The organism is Promicromonospora sp. NPDC023805 (genome assembly GCF_040639635.1).
Classification (GTDB): domain Bacteria; phylum Actinomycetota; class Actinomycetes; order Actinomycetales; family Cellulomonadaceae; genus Promicromonospora.
This window is the reverse complement of record NZ_JBFAAH010000006.1, coordinates 191,155-212,634: the sequence shown is the minus strand read 5'-3', so window position 1 is coordinate 212,634 and position 21,480 is coordinate 191,155. Positions and strand designations below refer to the sequence as shown.

Annotated in this window: 19 protein-coding genes; 2 read left to right on the top strand and 17 right to left on the bottom strand. The window is 70.4% G+C overall.

Features of this window, described 5'->3' with window-relative positions; genetic code table 11:
* Positions 1-715: 715 nt before the first annotated feature.
* The 3 genes from glmS to tyrS all read right to left on the bottom strand — a co-directional run bounded on the left by glmS (position 716) and on the right by tyrS (position 4,254).
* Positions 716-2,539, bottom strand: a complete 1,824-nt coding sequence (glmS, locus tag AB0F70_RS09145; RefSeq protein ID WP_357446476.1) for a glutamine--fructose-6-phosphate transaminase (isomerizing) — start codon at positions 2,537-2,539, stop codon at positions 716-718.
* Between the two features lie 26 nt (positions 2,540-2,565).
* A complete protein-coding gene (locus AB0F70_RS09140; RefSeq protein WP_116674681.1) occupies positions 2,566-2,829 on the bottom strand; it encodes a hypothetical protein in 264 nt (87 codons plus the stop codon).
* Positions 2,830-2,994: 165 nt separating this feature from the next.
* Positions 2,995-4,254, bottom strand: a complete 1,260-nt coding sequence (gene tyrS / locus AB0F70_RS09135) for a tyrosine--tRNA ligase (protein ID WP_357446473.1) — start codon at positions 4,252-4,254, stop codon at positions 2,995-2,997.
* A 171-nt stretch (positions 4,255-4,425) separates the two neighbouring features.
* Here tyrS and AB0F70_RS09130 point away from each other — a divergent pair, with 171 nt between their 5' ends.
* Together AB0F70_RS09130 and AB0F70_RS09125 are read left to right on the top strand one after the other, a co-directional pair.
* Positions 4,426-5,730: an MFS transporter gene (locus AB0F70_RS09130; protein ID WP_357446470.1), complete on the top strand. Its 1,305-nt coding sequence runs from the start codon at positions 4,426-4,428 to the stop codon at positions 5,728-5,730.
* Between the two features lie 27 nt (positions 5,731-5,757).
* Entirely contained in the window at positions 5,758-6,738 is a 981-nt protein-coding gene (locus AB0F70_RS09125; protein WP_357446467.1) for an alpha-L-glutamate ligase, read from the top strand.
* Between the two features lie 133 nt (positions 6,739-6,871).
* Here AB0F70_RS09125 and AB0F70_RS09120 read toward each other — a convergent pair whose 3' ends face one another.
* The 14 genes from AB0F70_RS09120 to argC form a co-directional block, all read right to left on the bottom strand.
* The gene (locus tag AB0F70_RS09120) at positions 6,872-7,474 is read right to left on the bottom strand and encodes a hypothetical protein (protein ID WP_357446464.1); all 603 of its coding nucleotides are present in this window, start codon (positions 7,472-7,474) and stop codon (positions 6,872-6,874) included.
* 75 nt (positions 7,475-7,549) lie between these two features.
* Positions 7,550-8,254: a DNA-3-methyladenine glycosylase gene (locus AB0F70_RS09115; protein ID WP_357446461.1), complete on the bottom strand. Its 705-nt coding sequence runs from the start codon at positions 8,252-8,254 to the stop codon at positions 7,550-7,552.
* 22 nt (positions 8,255-8,276) lie between these two features.
* Positions 8,277-9,623 carry a permease prefix domain 1-containing protein gene (locus tag AB0F70_RS09110; RefSeq protein WP_357446458.1) on the bottom strand — a complete coding sequence of 449 codons (1,347 nt, stop codon included), beginning with the start codon at positions 9,621-9,623 and terminating at the stop codon, positions 8,277-8,279.
* Positions 9,623-9,985, bottom strand: a complete 363-nt coding sequence (locus AB0F70_RS09105; protein ID WP_116674676.1) for a helix-turn-helix transcriptional regulator — start codon at positions 9,983-9,985, stop codon at positions 9,623-9,625. The genes AB0F70_RS09110 and AB0F70_RS09105 overlap by 1 nt, the downstream gene beginning before the upstream one ends.
* Before the next feature lie 100 nt (positions 9,986-10,085).
* A complete protein-coding gene (locus AB0F70_RS09100; RefSeq protein ID WP_357446455.1) occupies positions 10,086-12,014 on the bottom strand; it encodes a protein kinase in 1,929 nt (642 codons plus the stop codon).
* 66 nt (positions 12,015-12,080) lie between these two features.
* Positions 12,081-12,635, bottom strand: coding sequence for an AAA family ATPase (locus AB0F70_RS09095; protein ID WP_357446452.1), 555 nt, complete (start codon positions 12,633-12,635; stop codon positions 12,081-12,083).
* Positions 12,636-12,660: 25 nt separating this feature from the next.
* Entirely contained in the window at positions 12,661-14,187 is a 1,527-nt protein-coding gene (argH, locus tag AB0F70_RS09090; RefSeq protein ID WP_357446449.1) for an argininosuccinate lyase, read from the bottom strand.
* The gene (locus AB0F70_RS09085; RefSeq protein ID WP_357446446.1) at positions 14,184-15,413 is read right to left on the bottom strand and encodes an argininosuccinate synthase; all 1,230 of its coding nucleotides are present in this window, start codon (positions 15,411-15,413) and stop codon (positions 14,184-14,186) included. The genes argH and AB0F70_RS09085 overlap by 4 nt, the downstream gene beginning before the upstream one ends.
* A gap of 51 nt (positions 15,414-15,464) precedes the next feature.
* A complete protein-coding gene (locus AB0F70_RS09080; RefSeq protein WP_357446443.1) occupies positions 15,465-15,974 on the bottom strand; it encodes an arginine repressor in 510 nt (169 codons plus the stop codon).
* Complete coding sequence (gene argF, locus AB0F70_RS09075; RefSeq protein WP_357446440.1) at positions 15,974-16,903, bottom strand: ornithine carbamoyltransferase; 930 nt, start codon at positions 16,901-16,903, stop codon at positions 15,974-15,976. The genes AB0F70_RS09080 and argF overlap by 1 nt, the downstream gene beginning before the upstream one ends.
* Positions 16,900-18,210 (bottom strand): acetylornithine transaminase, encoded by a 1,311-nt coding sequence (locus AB0F70_RS09070; RefSeq protein ID WP_357446438.1) that lies wholly within the window; start codon positions 18,208-18,210, stop codon positions 16,900-16,902. The genes argF and AB0F70_RS09070 overlap by 4 nt, the downstream gene beginning before the upstream one ends.
* Positions 18,207-19,133: an acetylglutamate kinase gene (gene argB, locus AB0F70_RS09065; protein ID WP_357446435.1), complete on the bottom strand. Its 927-nt coding sequence runs from the start codon at positions 19,131-19,133 to the stop codon at positions 18,207-18,209. The genes AB0F70_RS09070 and argB overlap by 4 nt, the downstream gene beginning before the upstream one ends.
* The gene (gene argJ / locus AB0F70_RS09060; protein WP_357446432.1) at positions 19,130-20,326 is read right to left on the bottom strand and encodes a bifunctional glutamate N-acetyltransferase/amino-acid acetyltransferase ArgJ; all 1,197 of its coding nucleotides are present in this window, start codon (positions 20,324-20,326) and stop codon (positions 19,130-19,132) included. The genes argB and argJ overlap by 4 nt, the downstream gene beginning before the upstream one ends.
* Positions 20,323-21,405, bottom strand: a complete 1,083-nt coding sequence (argC, locus tag AB0F70_RS09055) for an N-acetyl-gamma-glutamyl-phosphate reductase (RefSeq protein WP_357446429.1) — start codon at positions 21,403-21,405, stop codon at positions 20,323-20,325. The genes argJ and argC overlap by 4 nt, the downstream gene beginning before the upstream one ends.
* Positions 21,406-21,480 lie beyond the last annotated feature (75 nt).

Genomic DNA, 21,480 nt, shown 5'->3' with positions numbered 1-21,480 from the left:
CGGCCAGACCAATCTGATGATTAAGATCTGTCCAAAACAACCCCCGCAATAATGCGGCCCGACTAACCGGACGGTCAGCAAGGCCACACCCGCAAAGGGTTAAAACATTGGCATTGACTATCAAGCACACTGTTGAGTTCTCAAACAACCGACGCACACCGTCAGAGCTGCAATCTTTCCGATCGCTTCCCTGTCCGGGGCAGTGCCTGTAACTTACCAGGCTCTTTCGGACTTTTCCAAATCCTCGTCAGCCTGTCAGCCGGGAGAATTCTTCAACCATCCGAGGTATTTCCAATTCCCATTTACGCCATCGTCAGAAGAATGAATCCCTGACGACCCGCGGAGGTTGGGACGCCTCCTGGTCGATCGCGGCGCTAGCCGCTTGATCAACGTTCGGAGGCAACCTGTGTAACTTACCCTACCACGTTCCCCGGCGCAAGGACCCTCTTCAGGATCCATGGTTGGGGAGGCGATCTGACAAGCCCCCACCCAGTTCCGGAGCGCACAAGGCTACTACGAGATCTGGGTTGGTTTCCACCCCGGGACCGGCCAGTCGCGCTTGTCGCGCTTCCTGTCCGTGTCTCCCTGTCGGGCGAACAACCGGAACAGTACACAGCGATCGGCGCCCGCGCAAAATCGGCGTGCGATCAGGGCCGCAGGGCGCCGGGAACGCTGGATCGGCGGCGGACCCGATGGGGGTCCGCCGACGTCGTCGTCACTCCACGGTTACCGACTTGGCCAGGTTCCGGGGCTTGTCGACGTCGTGCCCGAGGGTCAGGGCCGCGTGGTACGCCAGCAGCTGCAACGGCACGGTCAGCAGCAGCGGGTCGAGCTCCCGCTCGCTGCGGGGCACGTCGATCCGTTCCGCACGCAGCTCCCCCAGGTCCACGCCCGGGTGCGTGACGACCACGAGCGGCCCGCCACGGGCGGAGATCTCGTGCAGGGCTGCGACGTTGCGGTCGGTCAGCTCGTCGTCGGGCACGATGGCGACGGTCGGCACCTCAGGCGAGATGAGGGCGAGCGGCCCGTGCTTGAGCTCCGACATCTGGTACGCCTCGGCGTGCCGATAGCTGATCTCCTTGAACTTCTGCGCGCCCTCACGTGCCACCGGGTACCCCCGGACCCGGCCGACGAAGAACAAGCTCTCGGCGGCGGCGAGCGCCTTCGCCGCCTCAGCGATACGCGCCTCGCCGTCGAGCACCTGCTCGATCTGTGCCGGCAGGTTCTGCAACCCCGCCACGAGCCGGCGTCCGTCGGCGACGGACAGGTCGCGAACGCGGCCGAGCTGGAGCGCCAGCAGCGCGAAGCCCACGAACATCGTGGTGAGCGCCTTGGTGGAGGCGACGGCGATCTCCGGTCCGGCGTGCAGGTAGATCCCTCCGTCGCAGGCCCGGGCGATCGCGGAGCCCACGACGTTGACCAGGCCGATGACCCTGCCGCCCTTGCGGCGGATCTCCTCCACCGCCAGCAGGGTGTCGATGGTCTCGCCCGACTGGCTCACCGCCACGTAGAGCGTGTCCGGTTCGATCACGGGGCTGCGGTAGCGGAACTCGCTCGCCGCCTCCGCGTCGGCGGGGACGCGCGCGAGCTCCTCGATGAGGGACGCGCCCATCTGTCCCACGTAGTACGCCGATCCGCAGCCCAGGATCTTGACGCGCCGTACGGCGCGCAGCTCGCGGGCGTCCATGTCGAGCCCGCCCAGGTGGGCCGTGGCGAACCGCTCGTCCAGGCGCCCGCGCAGCGCGCGCTCCACGCTGGCCGGCTGCTCGAGCATCTCCGTGTACATGCGCGGGCGTCCGTCGATCTGCCCGTGCTCGTAGGCACTGGGGTCGACGTCGACCTCGCGCGCCGTCGTCTGCGTCCGGGTCAGGTCGCGGCGGAACGTCGTGAAGCCCGACGCAGTCACGGTCGCCAGCTCGCCGTCGGTCAGGTGCGCCACCGTGGTGGTGTGTCGCACCAGTGCCGCGAGGTCGGAGGCGATGAACATCTCCTTGTCCGCCACCCCGACCAGCAGCGGGCTGCCGTTGCGGGCCACCACCACCCGGTCCGGGAAGTCGGCGTGCACGACGGCCAGCCCGTACGTGCCCTCCACCGCGTCCAGCGCGTCCACGACCTTGCCCTCGAGCGTGTCGGCGTCCGACCGCGCGATCAGATGAGCGAACACCTCGGTATCGGTGTCGCTCACGAGTGCCACGCCCTCGTCGGTGAGCCGTGCGCGCAGCGCCGCGGCGTTGTCGATGATGCCGTTGTGCACCACCGCCACCGTGCCGCCCGCGTCCGTGTGCGGGTGGGCGTTGGCGTCCGTCGCGGGCCCGTGCGTGGCCCAGCGGGTGTGGCCGATGCCCACCCGCCCGGGCATCCGCTTGGGCAGCACCTCGGCGAGGTCGCGCACCCGTCCCGCGCGCTTGGTCACCCGCAGCTGGGAGCCGACGACGGCGACGCCCGCCGAGTCGTACCCCCGGTGCTCCAGCCGGCCGAGCGCCTCCACGAGCAGTGGGGCCGCATTCTGGCCCCCCACGTAACCGACGATTCCGCACATGTCTGTTCTCCTTCAGCCGTAGATCTTCAGCCGTAGATCATCCGGCGCAGCTGCCGCTCGCTGAGCCGGGGCGCCGCGACGACCCGGTGCTCCAGCTCGGCGGCGATGCGCGCGAAGATCTCGGGGTTCTTGGCCCCATGGGTCTTGAGCTCGGCGTGCCGCCGTCGGACGATCTCCTCGACCGGGGTGGCGTAGTACGCCACGACGTCGCCGATCACCCGCGCGGCCTCGGCGGGCGTGAGACCTGTGGACGCCGCCACGTGGGCGACGAGGTCGGAAGACGTCCTCATGCAGTGAGACTCGCTCATCTAGATCCAGATCAGCAACTTCTTGCCCGATATCGGGCAAAAACGGGCAGCAGAAGTGTCCGGGCATGCGAAACGGCGGCCGCCCGCTTGTCAGCAGGCGACCGCCGTCGTACGCACCGGCCGGTCAGTCGGCCGTACAGGGAGACGTCACTCCGACGTCGCGACCGCCAGGGTCTTCTTGCCCCGCCGCAGGACGGCGAACCTGCCGTGCAGCAGGTCCTCGGTCGTCAGAGCCTGGTCCTCGGCGGTGACCTTGACGTTGTTCACGTAGGCGCCGCCCTCCTTGACCGCGCGGCGTGCCTCGCCCTTGGAGGCGACGATCCCCGAACCCGCCAGCAGGTCCACGACGAGGTCACCGGCCTTGGCCGTCACCCGCGGCAGCTCGCTCACAGCACCCGCCAGGGTCCGCTCGTCCAGACCGCCCAGCTCACCGCGGCCGAACAGCGCCTGGCTCGCCGCGATGACCGCCTCGGTCGCGGCCGCGCCGTGCACCAGCGTGGTGAGGTCACCCGCGAGCGCCTTCTGGGCCTCGCGTGCGAAGGGACGCTCGGCCACCTCGCGCTCGAGCTCCGCGATCTCCTCCTGGCTGCGGAAGGTGAACACCTTGAGGTAGTTCACGACGTCCGCGTCGGCCTGGTTGAGCCAGAACTGGTAGAAGGCGTACGGGCTCGTCATGTCGGGGTCGAGCCAGACGGCACCGCCCTCGGACTTGCCCATCTTGGTCCCGTCGGACTTCGTGATCAGCGGGGTCGTCAAGGCGTGCACGGCGACACCCTCGGACTTGCGGATCAGCTCGACGCCGGACAGCAGGTTGCCCCACTGGTCGTTGCCGCCGATCTGCAGCGTGCAGCCGTGCTCCCGGTACAGCTGGCGGAAGTCCATGCCCTGCAGGATCTGGTAGCTGAACTCGGTGAAGCTGATGCCCTCCTCGGAGCTCAGCCGCCGCGCGACGATGTCCTTGGCGAGCATCGTGCCCAGCCGGTAGTGCCTGCCCACGTCGCGCAGGAATTCGATCGTGCCCAGCGGGCCCGTCCAGTCCAGGTTGTTCACCATGCGCGCGGCCGCAGGACCCTCGAACTCGAGGTACGGCTCGATCTGCCCCCGGATCCGCGCGACCCAGCCCTCCACGACCTCACGCGACTGAAGGCTGCGCTCCGTGGTCGGACGCGGGTCGCCGATCAGGCCCGTGGCGCCACCGACCAGCGCGAGCGGGCGGTGCCCCGCCTGCTGGAAGCGGCGCATCGTCAAGATCTGCACCAGGTGCCCGACGTGCAGGCTCTGCGCGGTGGGGTCGAAGCCCGCGTAATAGGTGACAGGGCCCTCCGACAGTGCAGAACGCAGCGCGGCCTCGTCGGTGGACTGTGCCACCAGGCCTCGCCATTGCAGCTCGTCGAAGATGTCGGTCACCGTGGTTGCTCCTTGTTCGTGGGTCGGGGCCCGTCCTGGGCCCACCGTCATAGTCTGCCCGACGGCGGGAGCGGCCCGGCTCCGATGAGTTCTGGCGCGCCGCGTCGTCGGACGTTCCATGGAAACGAAAATGCCTCAGCGTTCAGCCGTGCGGTCAGGCAGGCTGGAACAATGACCGACAACGACCTGCCCGACAACGACATGCCCGGCTGGAAGCGGAACGTAGCGCTGTTCCTGACCGGACAGACCATCTCTCTGCTCGGGTCGATGTTGGTCATGTTCGCCGTCATGTGGCACCTGACCATCGAGACGCAGTCCGGGGCCGTGCTCATGATGAGCATCGTCTTCGGCATGCTGCCGCAGGCGGTCATGTCGATCTTCGGCGGGGTGTGGGCCGACCGGCACTCCCGCAAGCTCCTGATCATGGGCGCCGACACGGCCATCGCCGTGGTCACGCTCGGGCTGGCCCTGCTGATGGTCAGCGGTGTCGACGACCTGTGGATCATCTACGTCGCACTGGCCGTCCGATCCACTTTCGCGGGTATCCAGACGCCCGCGGTGAGCGCGATGATCCCGCAGATCGCGCCGGCCGATCAGCTGATGCGCGTCAACGGCATCTTCCAGTCGATCCAGTCGGGGATGATGCTGCTCGCCCCCGCCCTGGCAGCCGTGGTCTATGCGTCCTTCGACATCGTCACGGTGTTCTTCGTGGACGCGGCGACCGCGCTCATCGGCGTCGGGATGCTCGCCCTGGTCACCGTGCCCCGCCTGGTGCGGGCCGACGCCGAGAACGGTCCGGTCAGCTACTTCGGCGACCTCGTCGCGGGTGTGCGGTACATCGGTTCGAACGGCCCCGTGAAGTGGCTGGTCTCGCTGTTCGCCCTGGTGATGTTCCTGGTCGGCGCACCGAGCTACCTCACGCCGCTGATGGTCACCCGCACGTTCGGCGACGAGGTGTGGAAGCTGACCGCCAACGAGCTGTTCTGGGGCGGCGGGATGCTGCTGGGCGGCATCATCATGGCCACCGTGGGTCCGCGGATCAAGCGCCGGGTGCGGCTCATGGTGGGTTCCGTGGTGGCCACCGGCGTGCTCGTCGCGGGCCTCGGCCTCTCCACGAACATGTGGGTGTTCTTCGGGCTCGGCCTGCTGATCGGCATCACGTTCGCGACCCTCAACACGCCGGCGTTCACGATCCTCCAGGAGCGTGTGGAGCCCGAGATGCAGGGCCGGGTGTTCGGCTTCGTCGGGATCGTGATGACCGTCGCGATGCCGCTGTCCATGGTCGTGTTCGGTCCGCTGGCCGACCGGTACTCCGTGGAGTCGCTCCTGATCCTGGCCGGAGTCCTGCTGGTCGTGGTGCTGGGCGGGATCCTCGCCGTACCGGCGGCCCGGCGCTCCCTGGCGCAGGTCGACGTGGCGCCGGAGCCCGTGGACGGCGACCCCGGCTCGCGTGCCAGGATTGACGCGTCCCACTGACGGCAGCCCAGCGTTCGGAAGGTCCCTGTGAGCACTCCCAAGATCTATGCCCTGCACGAGAACCCGGAGTGGTTTCCCCCGTTCGCTGAGGCCTTCGCCGCCGAGGGGGTCGAGTGCGCCGAGTGGATGCTGACCGACGGCGTGCTCGACCTCGACGAGGCCCCGCCCGAGGGCATCTTCTGGTCCCGCATCTCGGCGAGCAGCCACACGCGCGACCACGGGCTCACCAAGGACTACTCGCGCGCGGTGCTGTCCTGGCTGGAGGCCTCCGGGCGGCGCACCGTCAACGGTCGCCGTGTGCTGGAGCTCGAGGTCAGCAAGGTGGACCAGCTCACAGCGCTGCGCGCCGCCGGGATCGACACGCCCCGCACCGTGGCCGCCGTCGGGCGTGAGCAGGTGCTGAAGGCCGCGCAGGGGTTCCCTACCCCGTTCGTCACCAAGCACAACCAGGGCGGCAAGGGTCTCGGCGTGCGCAAGTTCGATTCGTTCGACGACCTCGCCGACTACGTCGGCTCGGACGAGTACGAGGAGCCCGTCGACGGCATCACGCTGGTCCAGGAGTACGTGGTCGCGGCCGACGGCGGCATCACCCGCGTCGAGATCGTCGGCGGCGAGATGGTCTACGCCGTGCGCGGCGACACGGAACGCGGCGGGTTCCAGCTCTGCCCCGCCGACGCGTGCGCGATCGACCCGGAGACGGGCCGGCCGATCCCGCCGGTGGGCGCGACCATCTCCATGGCGCCCGACGAGGACTGGGGCCTGTTCTCCGAGCGCGCGGGTTACGACGACCCGGTGGTCGCCAAGTACCTGGAGTTCACGCGGCGGCACGGGATCGAGGTGGCGGGGATCGAGAACATCCGGACGGCCGACGGCCGCGTCCTGACGTACGACGTGAACACCAACACGAACTACAACAGCGACGTCGAGCGGAGCACCGCGAAGTCGGGACCGCGCGAGATCGTGCGGCACCTGGCCCGCGTACTGAAGGAGACGTACCCGGACGCGTGACCGGAAGCCCGGCCCTAAGCGCTGGCACCGACGGTACTTCAGACGTACTCTTGAGGCGCCGCCCCTGGCTCAGGGGAGTGGAAGTGAGGCCGGGACCCCCCGCCGGACGACGGGAGCCCGGCCTTCGCGCTGTCTACGCAAGCCGAACGTCGATGACGTTGACCACGCCCAGCTCATCCGCGACATCGGCGTCGTGACCGAACCGGGCGCTGCTCACCGCTCCGGCGACAGCATCCGGGGCCCACAACATCGGTTCGAGCTTTGGCAGGGCGAAGTTCACCACGATCGTTCTGGAGATCGAGCCTCGGATGCGCAGTGCGTCGACGAGCCGGATATCGCGCGTGTTCAGCGCATCGTGACGGCTCTCAAGGAACACCTGACGCACGCCAACCTGGTCCAGCTCATAGAGCAGCCGCTCCATACAGATCGCCCTCGCCCTTTCCTGACGCCGGTGATCGATCGGCGCCCCGACGACGACGACGAGGGCCACGTCCTGGGCGCCGATCGCCGATGCAATCTTCAGTCGCCGGTCCACCGTCTCGTCACGCCAGTGAAGCCGCTGTGCTCCACGAAGAAGCAGCGCCCTGAGCGTCTCCCGCATCGCGTCACAGGCCGACGGGTCGGCGACGACCGCGGCCAGCAAGTACAGCCCTTCTCGCCCGTCTCGGGCTGCACGCATCGACTCGTCCACCCACGCGTGCAGGGCAAAGTCGTCGGCCCTAGGTTCCTGATCCACCGGAGGATCATCGCCCAGCACCAGCCATCATGCGCGCCCAGCAGGCGTTGCATATACGCAAGTACGTTCTTAGCTCTACCTTGATCGTCGGCGGGGCTGAGCAGCGCGGTAGGCGGAGACCGTCTCCTCGCCGTCCAGCCAGAGACGCCAGGGATGCAGGTCGGCGCGGCCGCCGTCGCCGCTCACGCCTACGCGTGGGCCGGTGCGGATGGCGGTCGCCTCGACAGGTTCGACCAGTGGAGCGGGCTCGGCGGACGGGGTGGGCTCGACCAGCGGGCGAGCGAGCACCACGTCGCCCTCGGGATCGGTGACGTCGGCGCCGTCGGCGGACAGGTCGAGGCCCAGGGCGACCGCCAGCCGCGCCGGGCCGCGCGCGAGGTCACGGTCGGTCCGGGCGACGCCAGAGGCGAGGCGGCGGGAGCGGGCCAGGTCCACGCCGTCGACCACCTCTCCTGCCCGGACCAGCACCGCCGACGCCTCGCCCTCCGGCCCGCACACCACGTTCACGCAGTGGTGCAGGCCGAGATGGCGGTACACGTACAGCCGACCCGGCTGGCCGAACATCGTCGCGTTCCGCCGGGTGGGGCCGCGATAGGCGTGCGAGCCGGGGTCGGTGGCGCCGTCGTACGCCTCCACCTCGGTGAGGCGGAGGGAGACGACGCCGTCGGGCGTGCGCGTCGTGAGTGTGGCCCCCAGCAGGTCCCGGGCGACGTCGAGAACTGGTCGCAGGTACCAGTCCCTGCCCGGGACGCTGCTGAGGAGGACGTCGGGAGACTTCATGCCCCGATCATGCACGGACCCGCTAGGCGAACGCGAAGACGGGCGGGAAGATCACGACCACGATCAGCGCCCACACGGCGTACGCCGGGAGGTACCGCGTCTGCCAGCGCTCGATCGGGGCGAACGGCCGTGCGCCCCGGAGGAACCCGACGGTCAGCCAGGCCGACCACGCCAGGTGCACCAGCAGCACCAGGTTGAGGCCAAGGGCCGCCACCTTGTTGGCGCTGAACCCGAACTCGGCGATGCGGGTCAGCATCGCGCTGAGGGTCACCGCGTCGACCGCGAGCGCCGCGACCACCAGCACGAGCTGGAGGACGTCGAACAGGCCGGGCGGCGCGAGCGAGTCGCGGGCGGAGATCGAGTAGAGCAGCAGGCACAGGACCAGCACGAGCACGGCGTCCATGAGGATGAGCAGCTCGCGGTCGACGTGGAGCAGGCCGCCGGTGGTCGCGAAGACGCCGAGGAACACGAGCAGCATCACGATGGTGAGCGGCGTGAAGACGCGGGTCAGCACGGGTGCGATGTTCTCGACGACGTTCTGCTTGGCCTCGACGAGCCAGGCCGCGACGATGAGCGCACCGGGCACGCAGAACGGCAGGATCCAGGACTCGAGGACTGGCTCGAAGTCGACGCCGACCAGGCCGAGGGTGCCGAGGGTGAGCCCGATGAGCACTCCCCCGCCGAGCGCGATCAGGACGAAGTAGATGGCGAGCTCGCCGGTGAAGCGGACGTAGTCCATGCGGCGGGCGTCGGACCGCCATCTGCCGCCGGCGTACACGACGGAGACCAGCGCCCACAGGGCGACTAGCGAGTGGCTCGCCGCGAGGAACAGGGTCGAGCCGTCCGGGTCGAACGGGTAGACGTTCAGCACCACCGCGAGCACGGCGAACGGGACCAGGAGCGCCGCGCCGACCCGCCAGGTGAGCTTGCGCTTCCAGGCGAAGTAGCCCGCGAGGAACGGGAGCACCAGCAGCCCGATGTTGCGCACGACCACCATCTCGTCGGCGAACAGCTCGACGCCCAGCTTGACCGCGGCTCCCGCACCGAGGGCGAGCGCGAGGACGACACCGAGCTCGCGCCAGGACCGCGCACCGCCGTCGGAGGGTTCGGGGACGAGCACGAGCTGCTTCCACAGCCGGTCGGAGTGCTCACGGGCGAACTCGCGGGAGACCTCGTCGAGGTTGCCCATGCGCTTGACGGAGACCAGGAAGGCCTCGTCGTCGTCGAGCCCGGTGCCGGTCAGGTCGGTCACCTGCTCGCGCAGGTGGTCCTCCATCTCCTCGACGTCGCTCGCCGAGATGGCCCGACGGCGCTGGACGTAGCCGCGCCACTGGTCGATCTGTGCTTCGAGCTCGGGGTTGGTGCTCATCATGCCCACCCTTCTACGACGACGGGAGGTCGCTGGACGTCCTGCCACACCTGCTTCAGGGCGTCGGCCACCACTGACCACTGCTGCTGCCGGTCGGCGAGCGTCTCGCGGCCGGCCGGCGTGATCGCGTAGTGCTTGCGGCGACGTCCTGCCTCCGAGGTGCCCCAGCTCGCCTCCACGTACCCGAGCCGCTCCAGCCGGTGCAGCAAGGGGTACAGCATCCCGTCGGTCCACTGCATGCGCCCGCCGGAGAGCTCGTTGACGCGCTTGACTATCGCGTAGCCGTACGACTCGCCGTCGGCCAGGATGCCGAGGACGAGCGGTGTGGCCGAGGCGGCCACCAGATCCTTGTCGATGTGCATAGCACTCCTATGCCTAGGTCTTCTAGGGTTGGAACCCTAGCAGATCTAGGCCTAGCGGATCTAGGTATGGACGGTCGGGCGTCCGGCTCTGTCGATCGGGCTACTGCAGCTCGATGCTCGTGATCGTCACGGGCTGCTCCGGTTGTCCGTTGCCCTTGCTCCCCTGCTCCGCTACCGCTTCGAGGATCTCCATACCCGAGGTGACCTTGCCGAACACGGTCTGCCCCTGGGGACTGGGTAGGTTCGAGTCGGCGTACACGAGGGAGAACTGAGCGTCCGAGTACCCCTCACCGTTGAATCCCATGACCAGGCTGCCTGCCGGATACACGGCGTCGGCCGGGACGTTCTCCGGCGGCCCGAACACGAAGCCCGGATTTCCCTCACCGCTGAAGGAGGGGTCTCCGCACTTCAGACGGTAAGGGTCGGCGGTCTTGAGCTCGTGGCATCCGGTGCCGTCGTAGTAGCCACCTCGGGCGAGCTCCACGAAGACCGCGACGGCGGCCGGTGCGGAGACCCCGTCGAGCTCGACCTCGATGTCGCCAACGCAGGTCTTCAGCGTGGCGTGCCACTTCCGGTTCTCGGAGGCCGACTCGTCCTCGGGAAGCGAATAGGTCGCCCGAGGCTCCTGCACCGGGGCCGGGCAGTCGGCCGCGGTGAACTGGCCCTCGTTCGCAGGAGCGCTGTCGGGGGTGTCGGACGGGTCGGCTTCCGTGTCCGCGTTGGCGTCCGTGTCGGTGACGCCGGGACTCGCACCACCGCTCGCCGTGACCAGAGGGCCGTCACCCCCCGGAAGCAGCAACCGCATCAGGAAGAATCCGCCGACGGCGAGCACCAGGACGCCCGCGAGCGCCACGGCGGACCAGATCCATCTGCGGCGGCTCCAGCCCGGCTCTGTCACCGGCGCGGGCGCCTGCGCATCGGGCCGACTCATCTCGGTCGCGTCCGCCGCACCCCGGAAGTGGGTCTCCGGGACGGCGATCGGGATGTCCGACGCCGGTGACGACACGGCCTGTTCACTCGGCAGCGGGGCCACCGGCCGTGCCGGAACCGGCTCCGGAGCCGCGGCAGGGACCTGCCCGGTCGTGGACTGCGCAGGCCGCGCGAGCGGCAGCGACCCGGTCGTGCGTGTCCCGTTGCGCTCCGCGATCATCGTGGCGATCCCGTCGGTGAGCCACGGCCGGTTCGACGCCGCTCCGACCATCACCGTGGCCGCGTCGCCCGAGTCGGCGAGCCAGTCCAGCACCTGCGGCACCTGGGGCCTGGCCGCCGAATCCTTGGCGAGGCAGGCCAGCACCATAGACCTGAGCTCGTCAGGGACTCCGGTCATGTCCGGTTCGCCGTGCACCACCCGGTAGACCATCGTCTCCAGCCGGCCGGACCCGAACGGGTTGTGGCCCGAGACGGCGAAGGTCAGGACACCACCGAACGCGAACACGTCACCGGCTGCCTCGACAGGATGCCCGAGCGCCTGCTCCGGCGGCATGTACGCGGGCGTCCCCATCAGGGCGTCAGCACTGGTGAACGACGTCACGTCGAGAGCACGGGTGATACCGAAGTCGATGACGCGCGGGCCGTCGGCCGCGATGATGATGTTGGCGGGCTTCAGGTCGCGATGCACCAGCCCGGCGGAGTGGATGGCCTGGAGCCCTTCGGCCAGCCCGGCGCCGATCGCCAGGACGGCTTCGACGGGCAGCGGGCCGTGCGCGTCGACGGCGGCCTGGAGCGAGGGTCCGTGGATGTAGTTGGTGGCCATCCAGGGCCGGTCGGAATCGGTGTCGGCGTCGACCACCTCGGCGGCGTAGAAACCGCCCACCCGGCGCGCGGCGGCGACCTCGCGCTCGAAGCGCTGCCTGAAGTGCGGGTCGGCCGCGAGTTCTCCCCGGATCACCTTGAGCGCGACCTCGCGACCGCCGCGGGAACGGCCCAGGTATACGGCGCCCATTCCGCCACGTCCCAGACGGCCGAGCAGTCGATAGGGACCGATCTCACGAGGGTCAGCGGCCGGGTCCAGTGGTTCCAGGAATGTCACCGGCTAAACGTACCCAAGCAGGCCGGTCGTGCTTGACGTTCCGAGCGTAGAAAGCGCAGGAACTGATTACGGCGTGAGCCTGCCCAATCCGTCCAGGCGGATGTCCGCGCGGGCGCGGGTGTCCTCGCGCGTGAAGTGCTCGGCCTCGTCCTTCATCCAGCGCAGCCAGTGCTCGCGTGCGTCGTCGCCGTCGCGCTCCAGGCCACGACGCAGCCGCTCGACGTCGTCCGCCTCCACCCAGATGCGGAACGCGCCCAGCGCGTCCACCTGGCGCGCCGCCGCGCCGCAGCCCTCCACCACGAGATAGGTGGACGGCGGGACGTCGTGCCACTCGGCCCAGTCGCCCTCCACCCAGTCGTAGCGGCGGTAGCGGACGGGCTCACCCGCCGCCAGCGGGTCGAGGACCCACCGGCGCAGGTTGGCGGCGCCGGCGTCCGGGCCACCGGCCCAGCCCTCGTAGAGGTCGTCCATGTGCACCACGGGGGCCTCGAACGCGTCGGCCAGCTGGGCGGCGAGCGTCGTCTTGCCGGAACCGGCCGGCCCGTCGACGCACACGAGGCGCGCGTCGGCGGACCGGATCCGGTCCAGGAGACCGCCCAGGACCGCGGGTGGGACCGTCATCGGGTCTCGACCGAGCGGCGGTGGGTCATGGCTGGGCCCAGAAGCGGTACTCCGTCGAACGCTCCTTCGCCGCCTCGATCTGTTCGCGGACGCGGACCGGGGCCGTGCCGCCCACGGCGTCGCGCGAGGCGAGCGAGCCCTCTACCGAGAGGACGCCGCGCACCTCCGGGGTGAGGTGCTCCGAGATCTTGGCCAGGTCCTCGTCGGACAGGTCCCACAGCTCGATGCCGCGCCCCTCGCACTCCTGCACGCAGGAGCCGGCCACCTCGTGCGCCACCCGGAACGGGACGCCCTGCCGGACGAGCCACTCGGCGATGTCGGTCGCGAGCGAGAAGCCCTGCGGGGCGAGCTCCGCCATCCGGTCGGTGTCGAAGACCATGGTCCGCACCATGCCGCTGAACGCGGGCAGCACAGTGGTGAGCGTCGCCACCTGGTCGAACACCGGCTCCTTGTCCTCCTGCAGGTCGCGGTTGTACGCGAGCGGCAGGCCCTTGAGGGTGGTGAGCAGACCGGTGAGGTCGCCGATCACGCGCCCGGCCTTGCCGCGCGCGAGCTCGGCGATGTCCGGGTTCTTCTTCTGCGGCATGATCGACGAGCCCGTGGAGTACGCGTCGTCCAGCCGGACGAACCCGAACTCCTTGGTGTTCCAGAGGATGACCTCCTCCGCGATCCGCGACAGGTCGACGGCGATCATCGCGGCGACGAACGCGAACTCCGCCGCGACGTCACGCGACGCCGTGCCGTCGATCGAGTTCTCGACCGGCCCGCCCTCCAGCCCCAGGTCGGCGGCGACGGCGGCCGGGTCCAGCCCGAGGGACGAGCCCGCGAGCGCACCGGAGCCGTACGGCGACTTCGAGGCGCGCACGTCCCAGTCGAGGAAACGGTCGACGTCGCGCAGCATCGGCCAGGCGTGCGCCAGCAGGTGGTGCGCCAGCAGGACCGGCTGGGCGTGCTGCAGGTGGGTGCGGCCCGGCATGGGGGCGTCGCCAGCGGCCTCCGCCTGGGTGATCAGCTCGTCGATCAGGTCAAGGAGCTGCGCGGCGATGGTGCGCGCCTGGTCGCGCAGGTAGAGCCGCACGAGCGTCGCGATCTGGTCGTTGCGGGACCGGCCGGCGCGCAGCTTGCCGCCCAGCTCCTCCCCGGCACGCTCCAGCAGGCCACGTTCGAGGGCGGTGTGCACGTCCTCGTCGTCGAGCACCGGGAGGAAGGCGCCGGAGGCGACGTCCTGCTCCAGCATGTCGAGGGCGTCGATCATCCGGGCGAGCTCCGGCTCGGTCAGCAGGCCCGCGCCCGCCAGGACGCGGGAGTGCGCCTTGGAGCCGGCGATGTCGTAGGGCGCGAGCCGCCAGTCGAAGTGCGTCGACTGCGAGAGCGCCGCCAGCTCGGGGGCGGGCCCGCCGGCGAACCGGCCGCCCCAGAGGGCTACCTTCTCGCCGGAGTGCGCACCGACGGTACGGGACGGCGCCGGCCGTGCGACGCCCTGACCTGCAGCGTCGTGACCCGCGACGTCCTGCCCCGCGGCGTCCTGAGGTGTGCCGTCGTGCTCCGTCACAGCGCCCCGACCCCCAGGTCCACGCCGTTGCCGAACTTCTCGTCGCGTGCGGCGGCGAGCTTGGCGGTGAGGCCGTAGATCTCGATGAACCCGCGGGCCTGTGACTGGTCGAACGCGTCGCCCTCGTCGTAGGTGGCGAGGTTGAAGTCGTACAGCGACTGCTCCGAGCGGCGTCCCGTGACGGTGGCCCGCCCGCCGTGCATGACCATGCGGATCTCACCGGAGACGTACTTCTGGGTGTCGTCGATGAAGACGTCGAGCGACTTCTTCAGCGGGGAGAACCACATGCCGTCGTACACGAGCTCGCTCCAGCGCTGCTCCACCTGGCGCTTGAACCGGGCCTGCTCCCGCTCGACGGTGACGTTCTCCAGCTCCTGGTGTGCCGCGATGAGCGCGATAGCGCCAGGGGCCTCGTAGATCTCGCGGGACTTGATGCCCACGAGGCGGTCCTCGACGATGTCGATCCGGCCGACGCCCTGGGCGCCGGCGCGACGGTTCATCTCCTGGATGGCCTGCAGCGGGGTGACGGCGACGCCGTCGAGCGCCACGGGCACACCCTGCTCGAACGTGATGATTACCTCGTCCGCCACCGGCGGGAACGTGGGGTCGTCCGTGTAGGAGTAGACGTCCTTGGTGGGCTCGTTCCAGATGTCCTCGAGGAAGCCCGTCTCCACCGCACGGCCCCAGACGTTCTGGTCGATCGAGAAGGGGTTCTTCTTCGTCGTCGCGATCGGCAGGTCGTGCTTCTCCGCGTAGTCGATGGCCTTCTCGCGGGTCAGCGCGAGGTCCCGCACGGGCGCTATCGACTTCAGGTCGGGCGCGAGCGAGGTGGTGGCCACCTCGAAGCGGACCTGGTCGTTGCCCTTGCCGGTGCAGCCGTGCGCGACGGTCGAGGCGCCGAACTGCCGGGCCGCCGCCACCATGTGCTTCACGATGACCGGCCGGGAGATCGCCGAGACCAGCGGGTAGCGGTCGAGGTACAGGCCGTTGGCCCGCAGCGCGGGCATGCAGTACTCGTTGGCGAACTCGTCGCGCGCGTCGGCGACGTACGCCTCGACGGCGCCGCAGTCCAGGGCGCGCTTGCGGATGACGTTCATGTCCTCGCCACCCTGGCCGACGTCGACGGCAACGGCGACCACCTCGGCGCCGGTGGCCTCGGCGATCCAGCCGATGGCGACGGAGGTGTCCAGGCCGCCCGAGTAGGCGAGCACGACGCGTTCAGTCATGATTGACGATCTCTTTCCGGTGGTGGTGTCAGGTGCGATTGTGAAGTGTTTTCAGGTGCTCAGCGCGAGGAAGCGGCCCGCGAGCGCGGCGCCGTCGGCGTCCCGCGCTATGACGAGGATCGTGTCGTCGCCGGCGATGGTGCCGAGCATCCCCGGGAACACCGAGTGGTCGATCGCCGAGGCCAGCAGGTTCGCTGCCCCCGGCGGGGTTCGGAGGACCACGAGGTTGCCGGACGACTCCGCGGAGACCAGCAGCTCCTTGGCGAGCCGGGTCAGCCGCGCCGACAGGTACTCCTCGCTCGCGTCCGACTGCGTGCTGCGGTCCCCGCCCTCACCCGGGACCGCGTAGACGAGGGTGCCGTCCGAGCCGCGCACCTTCTCGGCCTGCAGCTCGATCAGGTCGCGCGAGAGCGTGCCCTGCGTGACGCTGACGCCGTCCGCCGCGAGCGCCTCGGCCAGCTCCGCCTGCGAGTGGATGGCGTTACGCGTCACGATCTCGGTGATCCGGGCGTGCCGGGCCGCCTTCGTCGTCGCGGTGGTCGCCGTCTGCTTGATGACCATCAGCCCTGCCCCAGCAGCCAGGTCAGCAGCGCCTTCTGCGCGTGCAGCCGGTTCTCCGCCTCGTCCCAGACGACTGACTGCGGGCCGTCGATCACGGAGGCGGTGATCTCCTTGCCGCGGTAGGCGGGCAGGCAGTGCAGCACGAGCGCGCCCTCGGCGGCGCCCGCGAGCAGGTCCGCGTTGAGCTGGTAGTCCCAGAACGGCTTGGCGCGCTCCTCGGCCTCTGCCTCGTCACCCATCGAGACCCAGGTGTCGGTGGCCACGACGTCCGCCCCCGCAACGGCCTCCTTGGCGGACGTGGTCACGGTCACCGAGCCCCCGGTCTCGCCGGCGATCTCGTGCGCGCGGGCGACGACCGCGGCGTCGGGCAGATAGCCCTCCGGGCCCGCGATCCGCACGTGCATGCCCGCCGTGACGCAGCCCAGCAGGTAGGAGTTGCCCATGTTGTTCGCGGCGTCGCCCACGTAGGCGAACGTGGTGCCGGGCAGCGCGTCGAGCCCACGGTGCTGCGCCACCGTGAGGAGGTCCGCGAGGATCTGGCACGGGTGGAAGTCGTCGGTCAGCGCGTTGATGACCGGCACGCGCGAGACCGCTGCCATCTCCTCGATGCGGTCCTGGCCGAACGTGCGCCATGCGATCGCGGAGACCTGCCGGTCGAGCACGCGGGTGGTGTCGGCGATGGACTCGCGGACGCCGATCTTGGCCAGGTTGCCATCGACGACGAGCGGGAACCCGCCCAGTTCCGCGATACCCGCCGCGAACGACACCTGGGTGCGCAGCGTCGGCTTGTCCGTGATGAAGGCGACCGCACGCGGGCCCTCGAGGGGGCGCCGGGCGAACCGGTCCGCGCGCAGGGTGAGGCCGAGCTCAAGGACCGCCTTCTGCTCGGCGGGCGTGAGGTCGTCGTCGCGCAGGAAGTGGCGGGTCATGCGGAGGGCTCCTTGGACTCGGAAGGGGTCTCGACGGGCTCGACCAGCGTCGCGAAGAAGCGGGCGGCCTCTGCGGCCTGCTCCGCGGTCAGGATCAGGGGCGGGGCGAGCCGGATCGCGTCGGGTGCCACGGCGTTCACGATGAACCCCGCCTCCAGCGCCGAGTCGGCCACCTGCGGCGCTACCGGCTCGTTCAGCACCACGGCGAGCAGGAGCCCGCGCCCGCGGACCTCCTTGACGAGCGGGCTGCCGTTCGTCTCGATCTTCTGGCGCAGCTGCGCCCCGATCTCCCGCACGTTGGTGAGCAGGCCGTCGCGCTCGATCACGCCGATCGTCGCGAGCGCGGCGGCCGCGGCGACGGGGTTACCGCCGAAGGTGCTGCCGTGCTGGCCGCGGCCCACCAGCCGTGCGGCGGCGCCGTACGCGATCACCGCGCCCACGGGGAAGCCGCCGCCGAGGCCCTTGGCGACCGTGACGACGTCGGGCACTATGCCACCGCCGATCTCCGGCTGCTGGTAAGCGAACCAGGTACCGCACCGGCCCATGCCGGTCTGGACCTCGTCCAGCACGAGCAGTGCGCCGTGCGTGGTGGTGAGCCGGCGGGCGGCCACGAGGTATCCCGGCGGCAGCGGGCGCACTCCGGCCTCGCCCTGTACGGGCTCGACCACCAGTGCCGCGACCTCGCCGCGCTCGGCGATCGCCTGGGGCGAGAACGCTGCTTCCAGCGCCGTCAGATCACCGAACGGCAGGTGCTCGACGCCGCCGGGGAGCGGCTCGAACGGTTCCCGGTAGGCGGCCTTCGCGGTGAGCGCGAGGGCGCCCATCGAACGGCCGTGGAAGCCGCCCTCCAGCGCGAGCACCCGCGTGCGGGTACCCACGCCGGACGACGACGCGACCCGGCGCGTCATCTTGAACGCCGCTTCGACCGCCTCGGTGCCGGAGTTCGTCAGGAACACGCGCGAGCCCTCAGGGGCCTCGGCGATCCGCAGCAGCGTCTCGGCCAGCGCGATCTGGGCGGGCGTCCCGAAGAAGTTGGAGACGTGGCCGAGCGTGCCGAGCTGGGCGCTGATCGCCGCCGTGAGGGTCGGGTGCGCGTGGCCGAGCGTGTTGACGGCGATGCCGCCGAGCAGGTCGAGGTACCGCTTACCGTCCGCGTCCCACACGTAGGCGCCCTCGCCGCGCACCAGGACGCGCTGCGGCGGGCCGAAGGTGTCCATCACCGCGCCCGTGTACCGCTCGGTCCAGGCCGCGACGGAGCCGTTCGCGGACAGGGTCGAGCCGTCCTCGGTGGGGATCAGCGTGCTCATGATGTGGCACCTTCCTTCTGGGCGGACGGGGCGGGAACGACCATCGTCCCGTTGCCTCGCGTGGTGAAGACCTCCAGCAGCACGCTGTGCGGCTGGCGGCCGTCGATGACCGTCGCGGCGGCCACTCCGCCCTCGACCGCGCGCAGGCACGCCTCCATCTTCGGCACCATCCCGGACTCCAGGCTGGGTAGCAGCTCGGCCAGCTCCGGCGCGGTGATCCGCTCCACGAGCGAGCCCTTGTCCGGCCAGCTCGTGTACAGGCCCTCGACGTCCGTCAGGACGATGAGCTTCTTGGCACCCAGCGCCACCGCGAGCGCCGACGCCGCTGTGTCCGCGTTGACGTTCAGCACCTGGGTGGGGTCGTCCTTGTCGGGCGCGATCGTGGACACGACGGGGATACGACCGGCCTGCAGCAGGTCCTCGACGGCGCGCGGGTCCACCTGGACGACGTCGCCCACGAGGCCGACGTCGACGGGCTCGCCGTTCACGACGGCGTGGCGGCGTTCGGCGCCGAGCAGGCCGCCGTCCTCCCCCGAGAGGCCGACGGCGACGGGGCCGTGCGCGTTGATCAGGCCGACCAGCTCGCGGCTGACCTGGCCGGTCAGGACCATGCGCACCACCTCCATCGCCTCCGGCGTGGTGACGCGCAGGCCGCCCTTGAACTCCGAGGCGATGCCGAGCCGGTCGAGCATCGCGTTGATCTGCGGTCCCCCGCCGTGCACGACGACGGGCCGCAGCCCTACCTGCCGCAGGAACACCATGTCCTGCGCGAACGCGGCCTTGAGCTCGGCGTCCAGCATCGCGTTGCCGCCGTACTTGACGACGACGAGGGCGCCGGAGAACTCCTGGAGCCAGGGCAGGGCCTCGATCAGCACCTCTGCCTTCTGGTCGGGCCGCAGCCCGTTGACGATGTCGCTGCTCATGAGCTGTACGCGCTGTTCTCGTGGACGTAGTCGTGCGTGAGGTCGTTGGTCCAGAGCGTGATCTCGGCGTCGCCGGCGTGCAGGTCGATGGTGAACGTGACGTCGCGCGACGCGGCCATGTCGACCTTCTCCGGCGGCTCGTACGCGCCGCCCGCCTTGCAGACCAGGACGCCGTTGACGCTCACGTCGAGCTCGGCGGGGTCGAACGGCGCGACCTCCTCTGGCACAGTGCCGACCTGCGACAGGATGCGGCCCCAGTTGGGGTCGTTGCCGAAGACGGCGGCCTTGACCAGGTTGGACCGGCTCACGGCGCGCGCGACGGCGAGCGCGGCGTCCTCGGTGGTGGCGTTCGTGACGGTGATGGCGATGTCGTGGGAGGCGCCCTCGGCGTCGGCCACGAGCTGGCGGGCCAGGTCGGCGCAGATGGCCGTGACCGTCTCGGTGAGCACGTCGAGGTCCGGCGTCACGCCGGAGGCGCCCGAGGCCATCAGGACCACCGTGTCCGAGGTGGACATGGCGCCGTCGGAGTCGACGCGGTCGAAGGTGACCCGGGTCGCGGTGCGCAGCGCCGCATCGGCGTCCTGCGCCGGGACGACGGCGTCCGTGGTGATCACGCACAGCATGGTCGCCAGCGCCGGGGCGAGCATGCCCGCACCCTTGGCCATGCCGCCGACGGTGAAGGTGCCGGACGGCAGGTCGACGGTGCGGACCGCCGTCTTGGACACGGTGTCGGTGGTCATGATGGCGGTGGCGGCGGCCTGCCCCGCTGCGGCGTCGGCCGCGAGGGCGTTCGCCGCGACCGGGACGCCCGCCAGCAGCTTGTCCGCGGCCAGGCGCACGCCGATCAGGCCGGTGGAGGCCACGAGCACGTCGATAGCACCGATGCCGAGCTCGTCCGCGACCTTCTCGGCGGTGGCGTGCGCGTCCTGGAAACCACCGGGACCCGTGCACACGTTGGCGCCGCCGGAGTTGAGCACGACCGCACGCGCGACGCCGTCCTTGACCGCCTGGCGCGACCACATGACCGGCGCGCCGACCACGCGGTTGCTCGTGAACACCGCGGCGGCGGCGAACTCGGGGCCGTCGTTGACGACGAGCGCCAGGTCCGGTGTGCCGGACGCCTTGAGGCCGGCGGTGACGCCGGCGGCCCGGAACCCCTGCGCTGCGGTGACCCCCGCTGTGGTGTCGGTCATGGCGCGACTCCTTCGGTGATGAGGCCGGCGGTCTCCCGCAGGCCGAGGGCGAGGTTCATGGACTGGATGGCGGCGCCGGCGGTCCCCTTGACCAGGTTGTCGATGGCGGTGATCGTGACGACCCGGCGGGCGGCCGCGTCGACCGCCACCTGCACGCACGCCGTGTTGGCGCCCAGCGTCATCGCGGTGCTGGGCCACTGGCCCTCCGGGAGCAGGTGCACGAACGGCTCGTCGGCGTACGCGGCCTCCCACGCGGCGCGGACCTGCTCCGGGTCGACGCCCTTGGCCAGCGGGGCCGTCGCGGTCGCGAGGATGCCCCGCGCCATCGGCACGAGGGTGGGCGTGAAGCTGATGGTCACCTCGGGCGCGCCGGCGGCCCGCAGGTTCTGCTGGATCTCCGGGATGTGCCGGTGCGTGCCGCCCACGGCGTAGGGCTGGGCGGAGCCGAGCGCCTCGCTCGCCAGGAGGTGCGGCTTGAGCGCCTTGCCCGCGCCCGAGTAGCCGTTGGCCAGCACGGCGACGATGTCCGTCGGCTCGATGACGCCGGCCGCGACACCCGGCTGCAGGCCGAGCGTGACCGCCGTGACGTTGCAGCCGGGCACCGCGATGCGGCGTGCGCCGGCCAGCTTGTCGCGCTGCCGGGCGGCGGTGGCGACGTCGGCACCTGGCGCCTCTGCATGGATCAGCTCGGGCAGGCCGTAGGGCCAGGTCCCCGCGTGGGCGGAGCCGTAGAACTGCTCCCAGTCGCTCGCCGACTCGAGCCGGTGGTCGGCGCCGAGGTCGATGACCAGGACGTCGTCCGGCAGATCTGCAGCGACCTTCCCCGACGCGCCGTGCGGCAGGCCGAGCAGCACCACGTCGTGCCCGCCCAGCGTGTCCGGCGTGGTCGGTTCCAGGATGCGGTGCGCGAGGCTGCGCAGGTGCGGCTGGACCTCGCCGAGGCTCGACCCGGCGTTCGAGTGGGCGGTGAGCGTGCCGATCTCGACGAAGGGGTGGGCCGCGAGGAGGCGCAGGGCCTCCCCTCCCGCGTAACCGGACGCGCCGGCGACGGCGACTCGGATGAGCTGGCTGCTGGACATATTCCGTACTATACATAATTATGCAGGACGGCGAAACCGCGGAGGCGACCCCCGACCACCCTGCGACATAGGCTC